The following is a 15,659-nucleotide window of genomic DNA, read 5'->3' as shown; positions in this document are numbered from 1 at the left end:
CCCTTCCGCCACACCAACACTCCCGGCACCCGCCGCGCCCCTTCTTGGCCCCCCGCCCGGGTCCCCGACACCGGTGCCCCTCCCCCCTGCCGCCCTGCCCCCCCCCCCGGCGGGCACCTGGCCGGATCGCGTTGCACGGCGGCCCCAGCCCCAGCCCCAGTTGCTCCGGCACCTGGCACCCCGAACGCTCCGGCCGGAGCGCCGTGCAGCGGGGGCCGATCTAGGCTGGAAGCAGCCGCTGGAAACCAGCCTTGATGGGCAGGGCCGTCCGGACGGAGGCGGGGCGCGTGGAGATGGCCGGCAAACAGGACGCGCCCACTGCCGTTGTCGTGGTGGACCCGGACGGCACGGTGAGCGGCTGGAGCGAGGGGGGTCGGCTGCTGCTGGGCTGGACGGCGGAGGACACCGTCGGCCGCCCCGTGACCGATCTGCTGGTCGAGCCCCCGCCACCCGGCTTCCCCGAGGGCTACGGCGCCGGCCCCGACCCCACGGGGTTCATCCCCCTGCGCCACCGGGACGGTTCCACGGTGGACGCCGTGGTGACGGCTCACCCGCTGTTCGGTCCCGAGGGGCGGGCGCTGGGTCACGTGGTGACCGTCCAGCGCTGGGGACGCCGCCCGGTGATCGCCGACCGGGCCTTCGAGCAGTCCCCCTTCGCTCTGGGCGTCTACGACCCTGAGCTGCGGTTCCTGTGGATCAACGCCTCCTCGGGCCGGGTGATCGCGCACTCCGAGGAGCAGGTGCTCGGCAAGAAGTACCGCGAGGTGTTGCCCGAATACGACCGCGAGATGTTTCCCGAAAGGGACGACAAGCCCTACACCGACAAGGTCGCCGAAGTGGCGAGGACGGGCGAGCCCGCGCGTCTCATCACCGTCTTCCGCCCGCTCGGCAGCAACTACGCCAACGCCTGGGCCACCAGCATCTGGCCCGTCCGGGACGGGGAGGGCAGGGTCCGCGCGGTCGCCAACTGGGGATTCGACATGAGCGCCGAGTACTGGGCTCGGCAGCGCCTGCTCCTCCTCAACGAGGCCACCCGCGGCATCGGCCGGACACTCGACGTGATCGGCACCGCCCAGGAACTGGCCAGGACCCCCGTGCCGGGATTCGTCGACCTCGTCACCGTGGATCTCTTCGACGAGGTGCTGCGCGGCGAGGAACCGCCCTCCGCGTTCCCGTTCACCCCCGGCGAGACCATCGCGCTCAGCCGTGCCGCCCGGCACAGCGCGAGGGAGGACGGCGACCGGTCTGACGGGCCCACGATTCCGGTCAGCCACACTCCCGGTTCCGTGGCCGCCCGCTCCATGGCCACCGGCAGGTCCACGGTCGAGCTCGCCGCTGAGCCCGGCGAGGGCGGCGAATGGGCCTTCGGGCCCGGGCTCGCCGCCGACCCGGCACACTGGCCACCGGGCAACCCGGTGATCGACGGGTCCATCGCCGCGGAGGGACTGACCGGCCGGATCACCGTGCCGCTCCGGGCGCGCGGCGCGCTGCTCGGCGTCGTCGCCTTCTCCCGCCGCGACCGGCCCGAGGCCTTCACCGCCGACGACCTGATCCTCGCCGAAGAGCTGACCGCCAAGGCAGCCGTCGCCATCGACAACGCCCGCCGGTACTCGCGCGAGCGCACGACCGCGCTGACCCTGCAACGCAGCCTGCTGCCGCAGGGCCTGCCGAACCAGGAGGCAGTCGACGTGGCATTCCGCTACCTGCCCGGCGGGACCGGCGCGGAAGTGGGCGGCGACTGGTTCGACGTCATACCGCTGTCCGGCGCCCGGGTCGCCCTGGTCGTCGGCGATGTCGTCGGCCACGGCCTGCACGCCTCGGCCGGCATGGGCCGGCTGCGCACGGCGGTCCGCACCCTCGCCGACGTCGACCTGCCGCCGGACGAGTTGCTGACCCACCTGGACGACCTGGTCCTCCACCTCGCCAGCGACCTCCAGTCGGCCGGCCACTTCCAGCCGACCGGCGAGTCCGGGGCCACCTGCCTGTACACCGTCTACGACCCGGTCTCCCGCCGCTTCACGCTGGCGAGCGCCGGCCATCCCCTGCCGCTGATCATCTCCCCCGACGGCACCAGGACTCCGGTGCCCGCACAGCCGGGACCTCCGCTCGGCATCGGTGGGCTGCCCTTCGAGGCCACCGAGCTCGAACTGCCCGAGGGCAGCCTGCTCGCGCTCTACACCGACGGAGTGGTGCAGAGCCGCGAGCGCGACGTCGACGAGGGGATCGCCGAACTGCGGCGGGTCCTGAACCACTCGGCCACCTCACTGGAGGCCCTGTGCGACACGGTGATGGACGCCATGCTCCCCGAACGCCGCACTGACGACGCCGCCCTGCTGCTCGCTCGTACGCACGCACTGGATCCCCACCACGTCGCCGACTGGGACGTGGAGCCAGACCCCGCGCAGGTGCCGCGCGCCAGAAAGTTCGCCGTCGACCAGGTGGACGCCTGGGGCCTGGAGGAGGCGTCATTCGTCACCGAACTGGTCGTCAGCGAGCTGGTCACCAACGCCATCAGATACGGCGAGCCGCCGATCAGGCTGCGGCTGATTCGCGATACGTCGCTGATCTGCGAGGTCTCCGACGCCAGCAACACCGCTCCGCACCTGCGCCGGGCCCGCGCCTTCGACGAGGGTGGCCGGGGCCTGTTGCTCGTCGCCCAGCTCACCCAGGGGTGGGGCACCCGGCACACCACCAACGGCAAGACGATCTGGTGCGCGCAGACCCTCCCCTAGTCCCTCAAGACGCTAGTCCCTCACGATGCGCCACCGGTTGTCGGCGGTGCCATTGTCCGAGTCCTGGACCGCGAACGCGCCGACAGCGGTGGAGTTGTTCGCGATGGCGAGCAGCTTGCCGCTGTGCGCGTTGCGGATCTTGTAGGTCCCGTCTCCCTGGTCCAGCAGCGTCCATCTGTGGTCGGCGGTGCCGGTGTCCGACCACTGCAGGACGGTCGCGTTGTCAGCCGTGGACATGTCCTGGACGCCGAGCACCTTGCCGCTGTGGGCATTGCGGAAGCGGACCGCGTTTCCGTCGGTGATCATGTGCCAGTTGTGGTCGGCGGTGCCCGAGTCGTTCCACTGCAGCGCGCGGCCACCGTCGGCCGTGGACATGTCCTGGATGCCCAGCACGAGACCGCTGCCCACGTTGGCGAGACGGACGGTGCCGCCGGTGTTCCAGTAGACGGTGTAGTTGTGGCCGTGCGCGTCGTGGAACGGGCCCAGGTTGACGGTGGAGCCATTCGCGGTGGCGGTGAAGGCGAGTGAACTGCCACTGGTCCGTGTGATCGAGGACGTGTTCAGCGAGGGAAGGGAGCTGAGCGAGGAGTTGCCGTAGTTCCCGGACAGGACCACCGGGCCGTAGGTGATCGCGGCGACGTTCGCGTTGTCGTTGGCCGCTCGCATGACGATCCGCATGGGCAGGCGGACGGTGACCGTGTCGCCGGAGGTCCAGGAGCGGGTCAAGGTGGCGTAACTGCCGGGTGTGGTGGCGATGTTCTGCGCCGTGCCGTTGACGCTGATGGTGGCCCCGGTGGTCCAGGCCGGGATGCGGATGCGCATCGCCCAGGTTCCGCTGACGTTGCCGGTGACGTGCAGGGTCGTGGTGTCGCTGTTCGGGTACGACGTGGTCTGGGTGACCGTGATTCCCCGCTCCGACCAATTGAGCACCGAGGGCACGAACAGGTTCACGATCAGGGTGTTGTCGCTGCGGAAGTAGATGGAGTCCATCAGCCTGGTGTGCATCTCCAGGCCCGTGCCCTGACAGCACCAGAAGGTGCCGTAGTCGGTGCTCCAGGTGCCGCCGCCCCACGCCGGGCCCACACCGCGTCGGCCTCCCGGGTTGAGCGGGGTGAAGTAGGTGACGTGGCCGTGGTCGTCGGCCGGGTTCTGCTGGCCGATCATCTGGTTCAGCCATGCCCGCTCGTAGTAGTCGAAGAGCGCGGCCCGGTTCGGGTCCAGCGCGAACAACTCCCGGGTGAGGGTGAGCATGTTGAAGGTGTTGCAGCTTTCGCAGGTGTCCTGGTTCAGGTAGCCGGCGATGGCGTTCGGGGCGCGGAAATGCTCCGCCTGGCTGTTGCCGCCGATGGCATAGGTGTGCGTGCTGACGCAGATGTTCCAGGCGTTGGTGGCGATGTCCCGGTAGCGGGTGGTGCCGGTGGCCTTGTACTCCCGGGCGGCCCCGATCCACTTGGGTACCTGGGTGTTGGCGTGCAGTCCGCCCAGCCGGTCCTGGTTGGACGCCAGCGGGTCGAACACCGCGGCGTGGTCGAACCGCCGGGCGACGGTGAGCCACCGCGCGTCGCCCGTCTGCTGGTAGAGATCGGTCAGCACGGTGTTCATGCCGCCGAACTCGGTTTGCAGCATGGCCTGCATCTGCTGGCCACTCAGCCGGCCGGTACGCCAGTCGACCCATCCCGCGAGGGCAAGCAGCACGTCACGGGCTTGGGTGCTGCCGATGTGGCGCCATACGTCCAGCAGGCCGACGAGGGTCTTGTGGATGGTGTAGTACGGCACGTTGCCGTTGCTCAGGGTCCGCTGTTCGAGCGCGGTGAAGTCGGACTCGGGGTAGCCGGAGAGGTACCCGGCGCTGAACCCGGCGGCGCTGTTGTTGGCCTGGCATTTGGCCAGCTCGGCGACCATGTGGGTCGCCTTGTCCCGGCAGGTGGTGTCCCCGGTCACGGCGTACAGCTGGGCCCATGCCGTGAGGAAGTGCCCTTGGGCGTGGGTGCGGAAGGGGAAGTCCGGCGCGTCCCAACCGCCGTTTACGGCCGCGCCGTTGGTGGACAGCCGGTGATTGGCGCGGAAGTTGTACAGCAGCCGGTCGACATCGACGAACCGCAGGTAGTTCCGCGTACGGTTCTGGTTGTCCAGCCACCGGCTCGCGGTGAGCCGGACCTGGTCGAGCGCGAAGGGGTGCGCGGAGACCCCGATGTCGGCTCGTGCGGGGGGAATGGTGGCCGCTCGGGCGGGAGAACTGCCGATGACGGAACCGGTGGCAGAGGCGACGGCGGTGGCCCCGGCTGCTTGCAGAAGGCGCCGTCTGCTGACGGAGGAAGACATCTTGCACCCCTTTCCGTGGGGGGAGGGAGCGGTGAACGGTGGTCGGTGCCGTCACCAGCCTGTCGGCAGACCGGCGATGAACGAGGTCAGCCGGTCGGCGATGAGCCGGTCGTCACGGGCCGAGTAGTGCCAGTCGCAGCCGAGGAAGTCCAGGCCCGAGTCATCGAGGAACCAGTAGCGGACGCCGCTGTCCCCGGCGTCGTTGCGTGCCTTGACCACCTGCTGGACATGGCCGGCGTACTGGCCGGCACCGACTGCCACGATGGTCGTCCCGCCCCCGTAGCGCGTACGCAGCTTCTGGATGAAATCGCCGTAGGCGCTGCGGTAGCCGGCCGCGAGGCTGTCGGGCGTCCATGGCTCACCGGGGTTGACGGCGGTCGAGAAGTCGTTGGTGCCGAGGTTGACCACCACGACCTGGGGGCGCCAGGTGCCCGGGTTCTGCCAGACGTCGCCGGACACGTTCAGCAGGGCACGGTCGTAGAAGGTCCGGTACGTCACGTCCGGCCGGCCTCCGTTGTAGTTGCGCACCATGCCAAGGCCCGAGTAGCCGTTGATCTGGTAGTCGGCGTTCAGTTGCCGGGCGGTGAGGGCGCCGTAGCTCACATCGGAGTTGGTGGTCCGCTTGAGCTGGTCCGAGGTGCAGGTGCGGGAGGTCGAGAGGTTGCCGTAGCCCACCGTGAGGGAGTCCCCGATGAACTCGATCTGTCGGCTGCGGGGAGCCGGTTTGCTCAGTACGGCACCGCCGGGCGCGGCGACGAAGCCGCCGAACGTGCTGGTGTCGCCCGGGGTGTCGTTGCGCTTGACGAGCCGGACGGTGTGCGTGCGGTCCTGCAGGCCGTTGATCCAGTGCGTGGTGTTGCCGGGCGTCACGAGCGTGGCGACGGTGGCTCCGTCGATCTGGACGTCGTAGTCGGCGGCCGAGTCATTGAGCACGATGCCCACGCCGGTGCCCCTGACAGTGCCCTCGAAGTACACGCCGGGCCAGCTGTACTGCACCGTGTTTCCGGCGTCCTTGACCCGCCCCGCGGTGTGCACCTGCGCCAGCACTCCCGAGGTGCGGACCAGTTGCCACTGCTGGTTGGTGCCGCCCCAGTCGGTGAACTGCACGACCTTGGCACCGTCCGCGGTCGAGGCGTTCTGGACCTCGACGGCCTTGCCGCTGCTGCGGCTGATCAGCCGGACGTAACCGTCCGAGGAATCGGCCAGCCGGAACTGCTGGTTGGCGCTGTTGGCGTCACCCCACTGCACCAAGTCCGCGTGGTCCGCGGTGGAGTTGTTCAGGACGTCCAGCACCTTGCCCGAGTGCTGCGCCTTCAGCCGGTAGTAACCGCCACCCGAGTCGACGAACTGGAACCGCTGATTGGCCCCGTCGTGGCGGGCCCACTGCGACAGAACGGCCCCGTCAGCGGTGCTCGCGCCCGCCACGTCGAGCGCCTTGCCGCTGCCACGGTTGACCAGCACATACGACGCGCTCGTATCCACAGTGGCAGCCCGCGCCGTCCCAGCGGCGCCAAGTCCGGTGAGCAGCGCCGCCATCAAGGCGGTCACCGCGGCGAGCAGGCCCGTACGCCTCCCGCATCTGCGCCACGGAACCCTGAATGTCATACACATGCCCTTCACCGGGTCTCCCACTTCCGGCGCACACCATATTGTCGAAGCGCTTCGAAGAGAACCGTGCGGACCAAATGGCGTCTCAGGCCGATCTGTTGGATGTTCGGGCGGACGAACAGCAGGGGTTCCGTCGAAGCGCTTGGCAACAGGAGCAAGGGCCCGGAGCCAGGTCAGGGGCGAGCGCTGTCCTCCACCTTCTCGAAGAAGAACTCGTGCTTGAGGAAGGAGACGTCGTACTCGTGACCGGGCTGCGGCGGCAGGAGTTGGGAGGCCTGGAACAGGCGCCACCCGTCGTGCAGCGCGGCGAGCCCTGTGGAGTAGGGCGGCTCGTCGCTGTCACCGGTTGTCGGACGGGTCCGGCCGGTCCCGTCGTATCGGGACCAGCCCACGACGTCGGAGTCCAGCGCCGACGTCGCGAGATAGAGGACCAGAACCTGCTGCCTCACGCGTGACTCCTCAGGGCCGGCCGGTTGGTGACGCGCGTGACCCAGTATTCGACATCGAACGAGTCGTCACCGGTCAGGGCCCGCCACAGCAGGACCCGGTTGTAGATCTCCAGTCGGGCCGTGGCCCACTCGTACCAGGGGAAGGACGTGTTGAATTCCGCGGTCACCGCAGGGTCGTGCAGGTCGGAGGTGTCCCACAGGCGCACCTGCGGCACGGTCGGGTTGAGGCGGATCTTGTACATGTAGCGACGGCTCGCGGTGTCGTTGCGGCGGCCGCCGTGCCAGATGCCGTGGTGCACGAGAACGACCGTGCCTGCCGGGCAGGTCAGACGGGTCTGCCCCTTGAGGTTCTGGACGCGGCCGATGTCCGTCTCGTTGATCCTGCGCAGATGGCTTCCGGGCACACTGAGCGTGCCGCCCATCTCGGCGGTCACCTCGTGCGGGTAGTACATGAGCTGGATGTCGAACGCGTCCGGCCGTACGTCGATGATCGCGTCGCCGTGCAGCGGCTGCGCGTGTCCCTCGTGCGGCTCGCGCACATGAACCGCGTGGTGGTCGACGGTCGGGTCGGGGCCGACCAGGCTCTCGACGGCGCCTGCGACGACCGGCAGGGCGAGCAGCTCGTGGACGAAGGTGTCCTTCGCGAACGCCCCGCCCAGCGGAGTGCCGTAGGACACGCTCGGCAGGCCCTCGGTCAAAGCCGCGATGGCCCGTTCATTGATGTCCTGGGGCACCACCCCGTCCAGGCGCAGATATCCCTGCGCGACGAAGCGCGCCACCTGAACCGATGTCAGGAGTTGCTTGCTGGTTGTTGTGTTAATTGACGTGCTGGTTGACATGCGACGAACGTACGTGCCCGGTCCGGATCGGTCGTGGGCTGAAATCGTCCAGTGCTGGTAGTTTTCCGTCCTCGTGAAGCACGCGACGGTACGACTCGACGAGGCGCCCACCGTGGTCGGTGCCGGCATCGGGGTGCACGGTGTCTCCACCGCCCACGAGGTCTTCCGGCTGCCCGACCTGTGGCAGCTGCACCTCTACAACTACGAGGGTGCGCTGTCCCTCGGACAGTCCGTCCACCCCATACGCCCCGGCCACGTCAGTCTGGTGCCGCCGAACACGGAGGTGCACTTTCACTACCGGGGCAGGTCGGAGCATTTCTACGTCCATCTGCGGCTGCACGACGGCGGAACCGCGCGGGTGGTACCGGTGATGCAGGACGCCGCGGCCGAGAGCACACCCCTGGCCGACCTGCTCCGCCGCGCCGTGACGGCCATGCCGACTTCTCCCGCGCGAGCCACGGCCGAGGTCTGGACCGCCCTGTGGCGCATCGCCGATTTGCCGAGGGGCGAGGGAGCAGGCCGCAGCCACCCCTTCGTGGCCGCCGCGCAGGCCTACGTCGAGGAACACCTGGCCGGCCCGTTGTCCGTACCGGACATCGCTCGCACCGTCGGCATCTCCCACACACATCTGACGCGCGTGTTCCGCGCCGACACCGGCCACACGGTCGTGTCGTACATCCGGCACCGACGCCTGCAACGCGCCCGCCACCTCCTGCTGTCCTCCACCCTCTCCATCACCGCCATCGCCGCGGCCGTGGGCATCGCCGATCTCCAGGCCTTCAACAAGGCCTGCCGCCGTGAACTCGGCGCGAGCCCGCGTGACGTACGGGCGGCGGCCGTGTCTGTGCCTCGCCTGTGAATGACGGCAACCTCCTGCATGTCGGCGGTCACTTAGGGGCGAGACTCCGGCTCGATCTTCCTGGACACAGCTGGCCACCGCGTTCCGGAACGCGCCTGCCAAGCTGGTCTTCGAGAGCATCAACGCGCGTGAACATCGCCGGCAACACGCGCTTCGACGCCACGGCCCAGGGAGATCTGGAGGCTGCGGTGTCCCCGCCGACCGGAGGGTGATACCCCGCCGAGTGGCTGGAGGCGCCGCTCGCCGGGCCACCGGGGATCTGCGGGGCTCTAGGGTCGAGCGGCAAGGGCTGGACGGCATGGACGAAGGTCAGGCGGAGCGCGCGTGAACCCGGGGTGCGGGTAGTGGTGGTGGACGACGAGGCACTGGTCCGGTTGGGCTTCGGACACATCCTGGGCCCGTCCGAGGACATCGAGGTCGTCGCGTCGGCGAGCGGGGGCGATGCCGTCCTGCGCGAGCTGCGGGCGATGCCGGATCCGCCCGTGGTGGTGATGCCGGCGACCTTCCTGCTCAAGGACACCGAACCGGGCCAACTCGCCCAGTTGTTCCGCACGTTGGCCCCGGGCGGTGTGGTGCTGACCCTCAAGGCGTCGCGGACGCCGATGCACAGCCACCCCGGCACCGAGACGGCTGTCGACGCGGAGGCTGCCCGCGAGCGCGACGCTCTGGTCGTGGTGGCCGAAGGGCTGTCGAACGTCGGCATCGGGGCACGCATCCACCTGGGTGCCGGCACGGTGAAGGACCATGTCAGCGCGATCCTGACGAAGCTGCGTGTGACGAGCCGGGGGCAGGCCGGGCTGCTGGACGAGCGCCCGCGGTCGGAGGCCGGCAGATGAGCCGCGCACGCGAGCTGTGGCAGCGTGTGCCCGCGCCGGTCGTCGACATCGTCGTGGTGGTGGCGGCAGCCCTGGACGCGCTGCCCATCCTGTGGGACGACACGCAACGCGGCGTCGCGCCGGCCGCGCTCGGCTGTGCCGCGCTGGCTTTCCGGCGCAGGTTCCCGCTCGGCGTCTTCCTGCTCACCCTGCCGGTCGGGCTGACGCAGTATGTCTCCGTCGCTCCGCTCGTGGCTCTGTTCACGCTGGCCGCACGCTCGCGGAACCGCCCTCTTCTCACCGTGTGTGTCGCCCTGTCCGCAGTCGTGAGCAGCGTTCCGTGGCCCTTGGCAGGCCTCACCGAGGTCGTCCGGGCCATGACGCTGATCGACTTCGTGTACGCCCTGGCGACCGCTGTCGCCCCGGTCCTTTTCGGGCAACTCGCCCAGGCGCACCGGGACTTGGCGCGGCGGCTGGCGGAGGTGGAGGAGGCCAGGGAGCACGAGCGGGTACTGCACGCCCAGGCCGTGCTCGCCCGCGAACGCGCCCAACTGGCCCGCGAGATGCACGACGTGGTCTCCCACCAGGTCAGCCTGATCGCCGTACGGGCAGGAGCCCTGCAGGTCGCCACCAAGGAGGCGGACGCCAAAGAGGCCGCCCGCACGATCCGCTCGCTGAGCGTCACCACGCTCGACGAACTGCGCACCATGGTCACGCTGCTGCGCGCCTCCGGCGGCCACGCCACGGAGCTGACTCCGCAGCCGACCCTGGCCGACCTGCGCAAACTGGTGGAATCAAGCGGCACTCACGCGAAGCTGACGGGTGAGCTCCCGCCCGCCGTGGGCACACCCGCCCAGCGGGCCGTCTACCGCACGGTCCAGGAGGCCTTGACCAACGCCCGCAAGCACGCCCCCGGCGCCACGGCCCGCGTCGAGCTGTGGCAGGACGGCGACGACGTCGGAGTGACGGTCACCAACAGCCCGCCCACGCGCCCCTCCCTGTCCCTTCCCGGTTCACAGCAGGGCCTGGTCGGTCTGCGGGAACGGGCCGAGATCCTGCACGGCACCCTGGAGGCGGACCCGACCGTGGAGGGCGGCTATCGGGTGCGGCTGCGGATTCCGCTCAGCGCGGACTGACCGGACTAGAGCCCGTACCCCTTCCTGAGCGGCCTCGGGAGAGAACCCTTCTACTGTGTCCGCAGCGATCAACGCCCGGCCACAAGGAACGCCATGTCCGACAGCCCCGCCCCGGCGGAGTCGCCGGGGACCAGCCGCAGCACCTCGGCGACCATCCCGCCGAACATCCTGCGCTCCCTCACCCCGGTCACCGACGGGTACGGAGTCGACCTCCGGCCCGAGCTGAGCCGGGTCGGGCTGGACGAGGCGCTCATGCGCTCGGCGGCGCTGTGGGTCTCCTACCGCCAGGGCAGTGCCGTCATCCGGCGTGCGCTGGAACTCACCGGTGACCCTCACCTGGGCCTGCGGGTGGGTGCCGCGCAGCACCTGACCTCCTGGGGTCTCCTGGGGTTCGCCCAGATGGCCGCAAACACGCTGCGGGAGGCCATCGGGACGGGCGTGCGTTTCCAGAACCTGTCGGGGGCGATGGTGGTGTGGTCGGCGGGACAGGAGGAAGCCGGCTATGTGCTGCGGGCCGAACTGCCCGATCCCGCCCTCGATCCGGCAGTCGCGGTCTTCCTGGCCGAGGAGGCGTTCGGCAGCGTCGTCACCCTCACGCGGCTGAGTTCCGGCGAGGAATTCGCCCCGTGGAGCGTCGAGTTCGCCTTCCCCGCCCCACCCGACGCCGGGCCGTTCACCGAGCTGTTCCGCTGCCCGGTACGGTTCGGCGCCGTGGGGAACCGCTTGGTGTTCCCCACGACATGGGCCGGACGGCCGATGCCGGGCCGCGACCGGGTCACGTACACCACGGTTGTGGAAATCCTGGAGGAGCAGGTGGCGTCGAGGCGCGATCAGCAGGACCTGCTGGAGGTACTGGAGATCTCCGTCGCGCAGAGCCTGCCCGACGCGCCGTCCTTCGTCGAACAGGCCCGACGGCACGCGTCCAGCGAGCGCACGCTGCGCCGTCGGCTGGCCGAGTGCGGCACGACGTACGAGGCGGTCGTCGACGGCGTGCGCCGCGAGCGGGTCGAGCAGCTGCTGCGCCGACCCGAGCTGACGCTGCGTGACATCGCCCGGCAGGCGGGCTTCTCCGACGTGCGAGCGCTGCGGCGGGCGGTGCACCGCTGGCACGGGGTGCCCCCGGCCCAGCTGCGCGGAGAGGCCGCGGAACAGTAAGGGAGTGCCCACGCGCCCCGGGCCGTCCGGTCAACGCGTGCGGATCCAGACGGTCTTCTCCCTGGTCCACTGTGCGAAGGCATCGGTGGACTTCTCCGCGCCTCCGAACCCCGACTGCTTCCACCCGCCGAAGGGTGTGGTGATGTCACCTTCGCTGTACGCGTTGACGGAGACCACCCCGGCTTCGATCCCCCGCGCGAGCCGGAGCGCGGTATCAAGGTCGCGGGTCCACACCGAGGCTGCGAGCCCGTACTCGGTGGCGTTCGCCATTCGCACAGCTTCGTCCTCCGAGGTGAAGGTCTGGACGGTGACGACGGGGCCGAACAGTTCCTTGGTGAGTACGTCGCTGCCCTCCGGGGCCCGGCTGATCACGGTGGGCGGGTAGTAGGCACCGCGCGGCGGCAAACCGTGCGGCAGCCCACCGGTGTGGATGTGGGCTCCGGCGGAGCGGGCGGCGTCCACCGCCGCCGCGACCCGGTCGAAGGCCGCACGGCTGATGAGCGGCCCCACCTGGGTGCGCGCGTCGGCGGGATCGCCGATGGTGAGGCTTCTCGCGGCGGCGGTGAACCGGTCCAGCACCTCCTCGGCGATGCTGTGGTGGACCAGGACGCGGGAGCCGGCGGTGCAGTTCTGCCCCATGGTCAGGAACGCGGCCTCGATCATGTTGTCGATGAGTTCGTCGCCGTATGCGAGCGCGTCCGGCATCAGGAGCTGGGGGCTCTTGCCGCCCATCTCCAAGGAGATCCGCTTGAAGTTGGTCTCCGCCGCGTCGGCCAGGATGCGGCGTCCCGTGGCAGTGGATCCGGTGAACGACAGTGCGCGCACGAGAGGGTTGCGGGCGAGCGCCGTGCCGGTGACGGTGCCGTGGCCGGGCAGCACGGTGAGCACGCCGTCCGGCAGGCCCGCCTCGGCCGCCAGAGCGGCCAGGTGCAGGGTGGAGCGCGGGGTGGCCTCAGCGGGCTTGAGCAGCAGGGAGTTGCCCGCGGCGAGCGCGGGCCCGACCTTCCAGGCGGCCATGGCCAGAGGGTAGTTCCAGGGCAGGATCGCGGCGGCCACCCCGACCGGTTCCCGGCTCACCAGGCCCAGGCTCTCGTGGCCGGTGGGGGCGATGCGGCCGAAGACCTTGTCGGCCGCCTCCGCGAACCAGCGCATCGACTCGATCGCCCCGGGCACGTCGCCAGTACGGCACTCCGTGATCGGTTTGCCCGCGTCCTCGCAGTCCAGCCGGGCGAGGAACTCGGCGTCGCGCTCCATGAGTCCGGCCAGGCGCAGCAGGACAGCGGCCCGCTCCCGCGGGGGCCGGCCGGCCCAGACGCCGTTCACGAAAACCTTGTGCGCCCGCTCGGCGGCCAGCACGACGTCCTGCTCGCTCGCCGCCACTACGGTCGTGATCAGCTCACCTGTCGCGGGATTGACGATGTCGAGCGTCCCCTCGACATCCGTGATGTCCGTCCCACTCATGCTTCCTCCACCAATTCCCACCGGCCGCCGCCGACCTGGCGGGCGAGCCCCCTGCGGCGCAGGTCCTCCAGATAGCGGGCCATGCCCCGCTCCCCCCGCCTGCGGAACAGCGGGAAGAGCCTGGGCAGCAGATTCGGCGCCAGCATCGCGAACCGCACCAGCCAGGACTCACCGGGCCTGACGTAGGCCTCCAGGCGCGGCTTGTCCAGAAGGCTCACGACCGCCCGGACGACATCGGACGGCTGCTGCGGCGCGTCCTGGAACTGCATGGAGTTCCCGCCCTCGACGGCCTCCTGGCGGAGCATCCGCGTGTCGGTCGCCGACGGCAGCACCGAGCCGGCCTTGATGCCCTTGTCCCGCAGGTCAAGGCCGATGGCGAGCATCGCGCCCCGCAGCCCGAACTTGGAGGAGGTGTAGACGGGGGTCTCGCCCAGCGGGAAGATCCCGCCGAGGGACACGGTCGTGATCACCCGGGGATCGCCGGAGGCCCGTAGCAGCGGGACGGCGAGCCGGGTGGTGACCAGCGGGGAGACCAGGTTGAGGTCGATCTCCCGCTCGATGCTCTCCACGCTGCGCACGTCGAACCGTTCGGAGCTGGTCATGCCCACGTTGTTCACCAGGGCGTCGATACGGCCGTGGGTGGCCGCGACGCCGTCGAGCATCCGCTCCACCGCCGCGCGGTCCAGCAGGTCGCAGCCCAGCCCGGCATGCCCACTCCCGGGCAGATCGGCAGCGGTCCGCTTGGCCCGCACCTCGTCGATGTCGACCACGACGAGACGGGCACCGTCTGCGGCGAAGCGGTGGCACAGGGCGCCGCCGATGCCTCCGGCGCCGCCGGTCACCAGGATGACCTTGTCATGGAAGTCGTACGTCATGACGCAACCGCCTCCTGTCGCACGGACGTTGCCCGAGGGGGCAGTCCCGCGGTACGCCAGCCCATTCCCCCGGCGACCTTGCCGAGATACTTCACGAAGGCGTCGCTGTGGACGTAGCCGGTGTGGCGCGGTGAGTCGACAAACTTCAGTCCGCCGGACAGGTCCGGCCGGTCGCTCCGGATCATGCGGGCGAAGCGCTCGGCGGCCGGCAGCCCGGCCCGCGCGTCCCGGATGAAGGACGAGATCAACTGGGCCTGGCTGTCGAACAGTTGGTAGGCGCCGGCGTTGGTCTCCACGAAGCCGACGCCGAACAGGCCCTCGTGCTCGCGGGAGAAGGAGGACAGGTAGAGGTCGGGGTGCTGTTCGTCGCCGAAGTACTTCTGCGCGACGGGGACTTTGTGGACGTATCCCGTGGCCAGCAGGATCAGGTCGAAGTCGTCGCTGGTGCCGTCGGTGAAGTGCACCGTCCGGCCCTCGGTGCGCGCGATGCCGGGCCTGGCCGTGATGTCCCCATGCTGGAGGTGGTGGATCAGCAGCGAGTTGATGGCCGGGTGGGTCTCGAACAGCTTGTGGTCGGGCTTTTGCAGACCGAGCTTGCGCGGATCGCCATTGAGGAGACGCAACAGGCCGCCGAAGAGCTTCTGTTGCAGCCACATCGGAAGGTGGGGGCCGCCCGCGGCGATGGTGTCCACCGGCCGGCCGAACAGGTGCTTGGGTATGAACCAGTAACCGCGGCACATGCTGATCGCCGCGCGGTCGGCAAACCGCGCCGCATCGCAGGCGATGTCCAGCCCGGAGTTCCCCGCACCCACCACCAGCACCCGCTTGTCCCGCAGTTCGGCGCCGCTGCGGTAGGTGACCGTGTGGCGGATCTCGCCGGTGAAGTCACCGGGCAGGTCGGGGATGTTGGGGTGCCACTGCGACCCCGTACACACGACGACCTGCCGGTGTCTACTGGCCCGGCCGTCGGCCCGGGTGACCGTCCAGGTGCCGTCCGGGATCTTCTCCACGCCGCGGACCTCGGTGCCGAACTCGATCCGGTCCCTGAGCCCGTATGCCTCGGCGAACGCCGTCAGATAGGACAGGATCTGCCGGTGCGGCGGGTAGTCGGCGAAGTGGTCCGGCATCGGATAGCCGCCGAAGCCGGAGAGCGACTTGCTGGAGATGAAGTGGGCCGACTCGTACATCGGGCTGCCCGGGTTGTCGATGTCCCACAGCCCGCCCGGTCCGGTGTGGCGCTCGATGTGCGTGTACGGCAGGTCCCGCTCGGCCAGCGCCCTCGCGACCGCAAGCCCTGCGGGTCCGGCACCGATCACACAGGTGTCGTACTGGTTCTCACTCACCAGCCCGCCTCCTTTCCCCGATCTCATGTGGTGTGGGGAACCTATGCACCGGGCGGCCGGCGGGA

The 15,659-nt window shown here is 69.9% G+C and carries 12 protein-coding genes; 5 read left to right on the top strand and 7 right to left on the bottom strand.

What is annotated here, in order from left to right; all coding sequences use genetic code 11:
• Positions 1 to 254 precede the first annotated feature (254 nt).
• A complete protein-coding gene (locus tag AB0I98_RS41510; RefSeq protein WP_362951004.1) occupies positions 255 to 2,732 on the top strand; it encodes a SpoIIE family protein phosphatase in 2,478 nt (825 codons plus the stop codon).
• Between the two features lie 12 nt (positions 2,733 to 2,744).
• Here the strand turns inward: AB0I98_RS41510 and AB0I98_RS41505 are convergent, their stop codons facing one another.
• From AB0I98_RS41505 to AB0I98_RS41490, 4 genes are all read right to left on the bottom strand, one after another.
• Positions 2,745 to 5,054 carry a beta-L-arabinofuranosidase domain-containing protein gene (locus AB0I98_RS41505; protein ID WP_362951002.1) on the bottom strand — a complete coding sequence of 770 codons (2,310 nt, stop codon included), beginning with the start codon at positions 5,052 to 5,054 and terminating at the stop codon, positions 2,745 to 2,747.
• A gap of 51 nt (positions 5,055 to 5,105) precedes the next feature.
• Entirely contained in the window at positions 5,106 to 6,590 is a 1,485-nt protein-coding gene (locus tag AB0I98_RS41500) for an RICIN domain-containing protein (protein WP_362951024.1), read from the bottom strand.
• 245 nt (positions 6,591 to 6,835) lie between these two features.
• Entirely contained in the window at positions 6,836 to 7,111 is a 276-nt protein-coding gene (locus AB0I98_RS41495) for a hypothetical protein (protein ID WP_328369038.1), read from the bottom strand.
• Positions 7,108 to 7,950, bottom strand: coding sequence for a phytanoyl-CoA dioxygenase family protein (locus tag AB0I98_RS41490; RefSeq protein WP_362951000.1), 843 nt, complete (start codon positions 7,948 to 7,950; stop codon positions 7,108 to 7,110). Before AB0I98_RS41490 ends, AB0I98_RS41495 begins: the two co-directional genes overlap by 4 nt.
• A 73-nt stretch (positions 7,951 to 8,023) precedes the next feature.
• Here AB0I98_RS41490 and AB0I98_RS41485 point away from each other — a divergent pair, with 73 nt between their 5' ends.
• From AB0I98_RS41485 to AB0I98_RS41470, 4 genes are all read left to right on the top strand, one after another.
• Complete coding sequence (locus tag AB0I98_RS41485; protein ID WP_362950998.1) at positions 8,024 to 8,809, top strand: AraC family transcriptional regulator; 786 nt, start codon at positions 8,024 to 8,026, stop codon at positions 8,807 to 8,809.
• Between the two features lie 344 nt (positions 8,810 to 9,153).
• The gene (locus AB0I98_RS41480) at positions 9,154 to 9,645 is read left to right on the top strand and encodes a response regulator transcription factor (RefSeq protein ID WP_362950996.1); all 492 of its coding nucleotides are present in this window, start codon (positions 9,154 to 9,156) and stop codon (positions 9,643 to 9,645) included.
• Positions 9,642 to 10,760: a histidine kinase gene (locus tag AB0I98_RS41475; RefSeq protein WP_362950994.1), complete on the top strand. Its 1,119-nt coding sequence runs from the start codon at positions 9,642 to 9,644 to the stop codon at positions 10,758 to 10,760. The genes AB0I98_RS41480 and AB0I98_RS41475 overlap by 4 nt, the downstream gene beginning before the upstream one ends.
• A gap of 93 nt (positions 10,761 to 10,853) precedes the next feature.
• Positions 10,854 to 11,915 carry an AraC family transcriptional regulator gene (locus AB0I98_RS41470; RefSeq protein WP_362950992.1) on the top strand — a complete coding sequence of 354 codons (1,062 nt, stop codon included), beginning with the start codon at positions 10,854 to 10,856 and terminating at the stop codon, positions 11,913 to 11,915.
• 30 nt (positions 11,916 to 11,945) lie between these two features.
• On the opposite strand, the gene AB0I98_RS41465 is transcribed toward AB0I98_RS41470, so the two are convergent.
• From AB0I98_RS41465 to AB0I98_RS41455, 3 genes are read right to left on the bottom strand one after another with little or no spacing between them, the layout of a single operon-like run.
• Complete coding sequence (locus AB0I98_RS41465; RefSeq protein ID WP_362950990.1) at positions 11,946 to 13,376, bottom strand: aldehyde dehydrogenase family protein; 1,431 nt, start codon at positions 13,374 to 13,376, stop codon at positions 11,946 to 11,948.
• Positions 13,373 to 14,251 (bottom strand): SDR family oxidoreductase, encoded by an 879-nt coding sequence (locus AB0I98_RS41460; protein ID WP_362950988.1) that lies wholly within the window; start codon positions 14,249 to 14,251, stop codon positions 13,373 to 13,375. The genes AB0I98_RS41465 and AB0I98_RS41460 overlap by 4 nt, the downstream gene beginning before the upstream one ends.
• Complete coding sequence (locus AB0I98_RS41455) at positions 14,248 to 15,594, bottom strand: NAD(P)/FAD-dependent oxidoreductase (protein WP_362950986.1); 1,347 nt, start codon at positions 15,592 to 15,594, stop codon at positions 14,248 to 14,250. The genes AB0I98_RS41460 and AB0I98_RS41455 overlap by 4 nt, the downstream gene beginning before the upstream one ends.
• Between the last annotated feature and the right edge of the window lie 65 nt (positions 15,595 to 15,659).

The sequence above is a fragment of the Streptomyces sp. NPDC050211 genome (assembly GCF_040656035.1).
Lineage (GTDB): Bacteria > Actinomycetota > Actinomycetes > Streptomycetales > Streptomycetaceae > Streptomyces.
Note: the sequence above shows the minus strand (reverse complement) of the source record. Positions and strands in the feature narration are given on the sequence as shown.

Coding starts and splice junctions, on each gene's coding strand:
- AB0I98_RS41510 (WP_362951004.1), top strand. CDS start 255: ATGGGCAGGGCCGTCCGGACGGAGGCGGGGCGCGTGGAGATGGCCGGC.
- AB0I98_RS41505 (WP_362951002.1), bottom strand. CDS start 5,054: ATGTCTTCCTCCGTCAGCAGACGGCGCCTTCTGCAAGCAGCCGGGGCC.
- AB0I98_RS41500 (WP_362951024.1), bottom strand. CDS start 6,590: ATGGCGGCGCTGCTCACCGGACTTGGCGCCGCTGGGACGGCGCGGGCT.
- AB0I98_RS41490 (WP_362951000.1), bottom strand. CDS start 7,950: ATGTCAACCAGCACGTCAATTAACACAACAACCAGCAAGCAACTCCTG.
- AB0I98_RS41475 (WP_362950994.1), top strand. CDS start 9,642: ATGAGCCGCGCACGCGAGCTGTGGCAGCGTGTGCCCGCGCCGGTCGTC.
- AB0I98_RS41470 (WP_362950992.1), top strand. CDS start 10,854: ATGTCCGACAGCCCCGCCCCGGCGGAGTCGCCGGGGACCAGCCGCAGC.
- AB0I98_RS41465 (WP_362950990.1), bottom strand. CDS start 13,376: ATGAGTGGGACGGACATCACGGATGTCGAGGGGACGCTCGACATCGTC.
- AB0I98_RS41460 (WP_362950988.1), bottom strand. CDS start 14,251: ATGACGTACGACTTCCATGACAAGGTCATCCTGGTGACCGGCGGCGCC.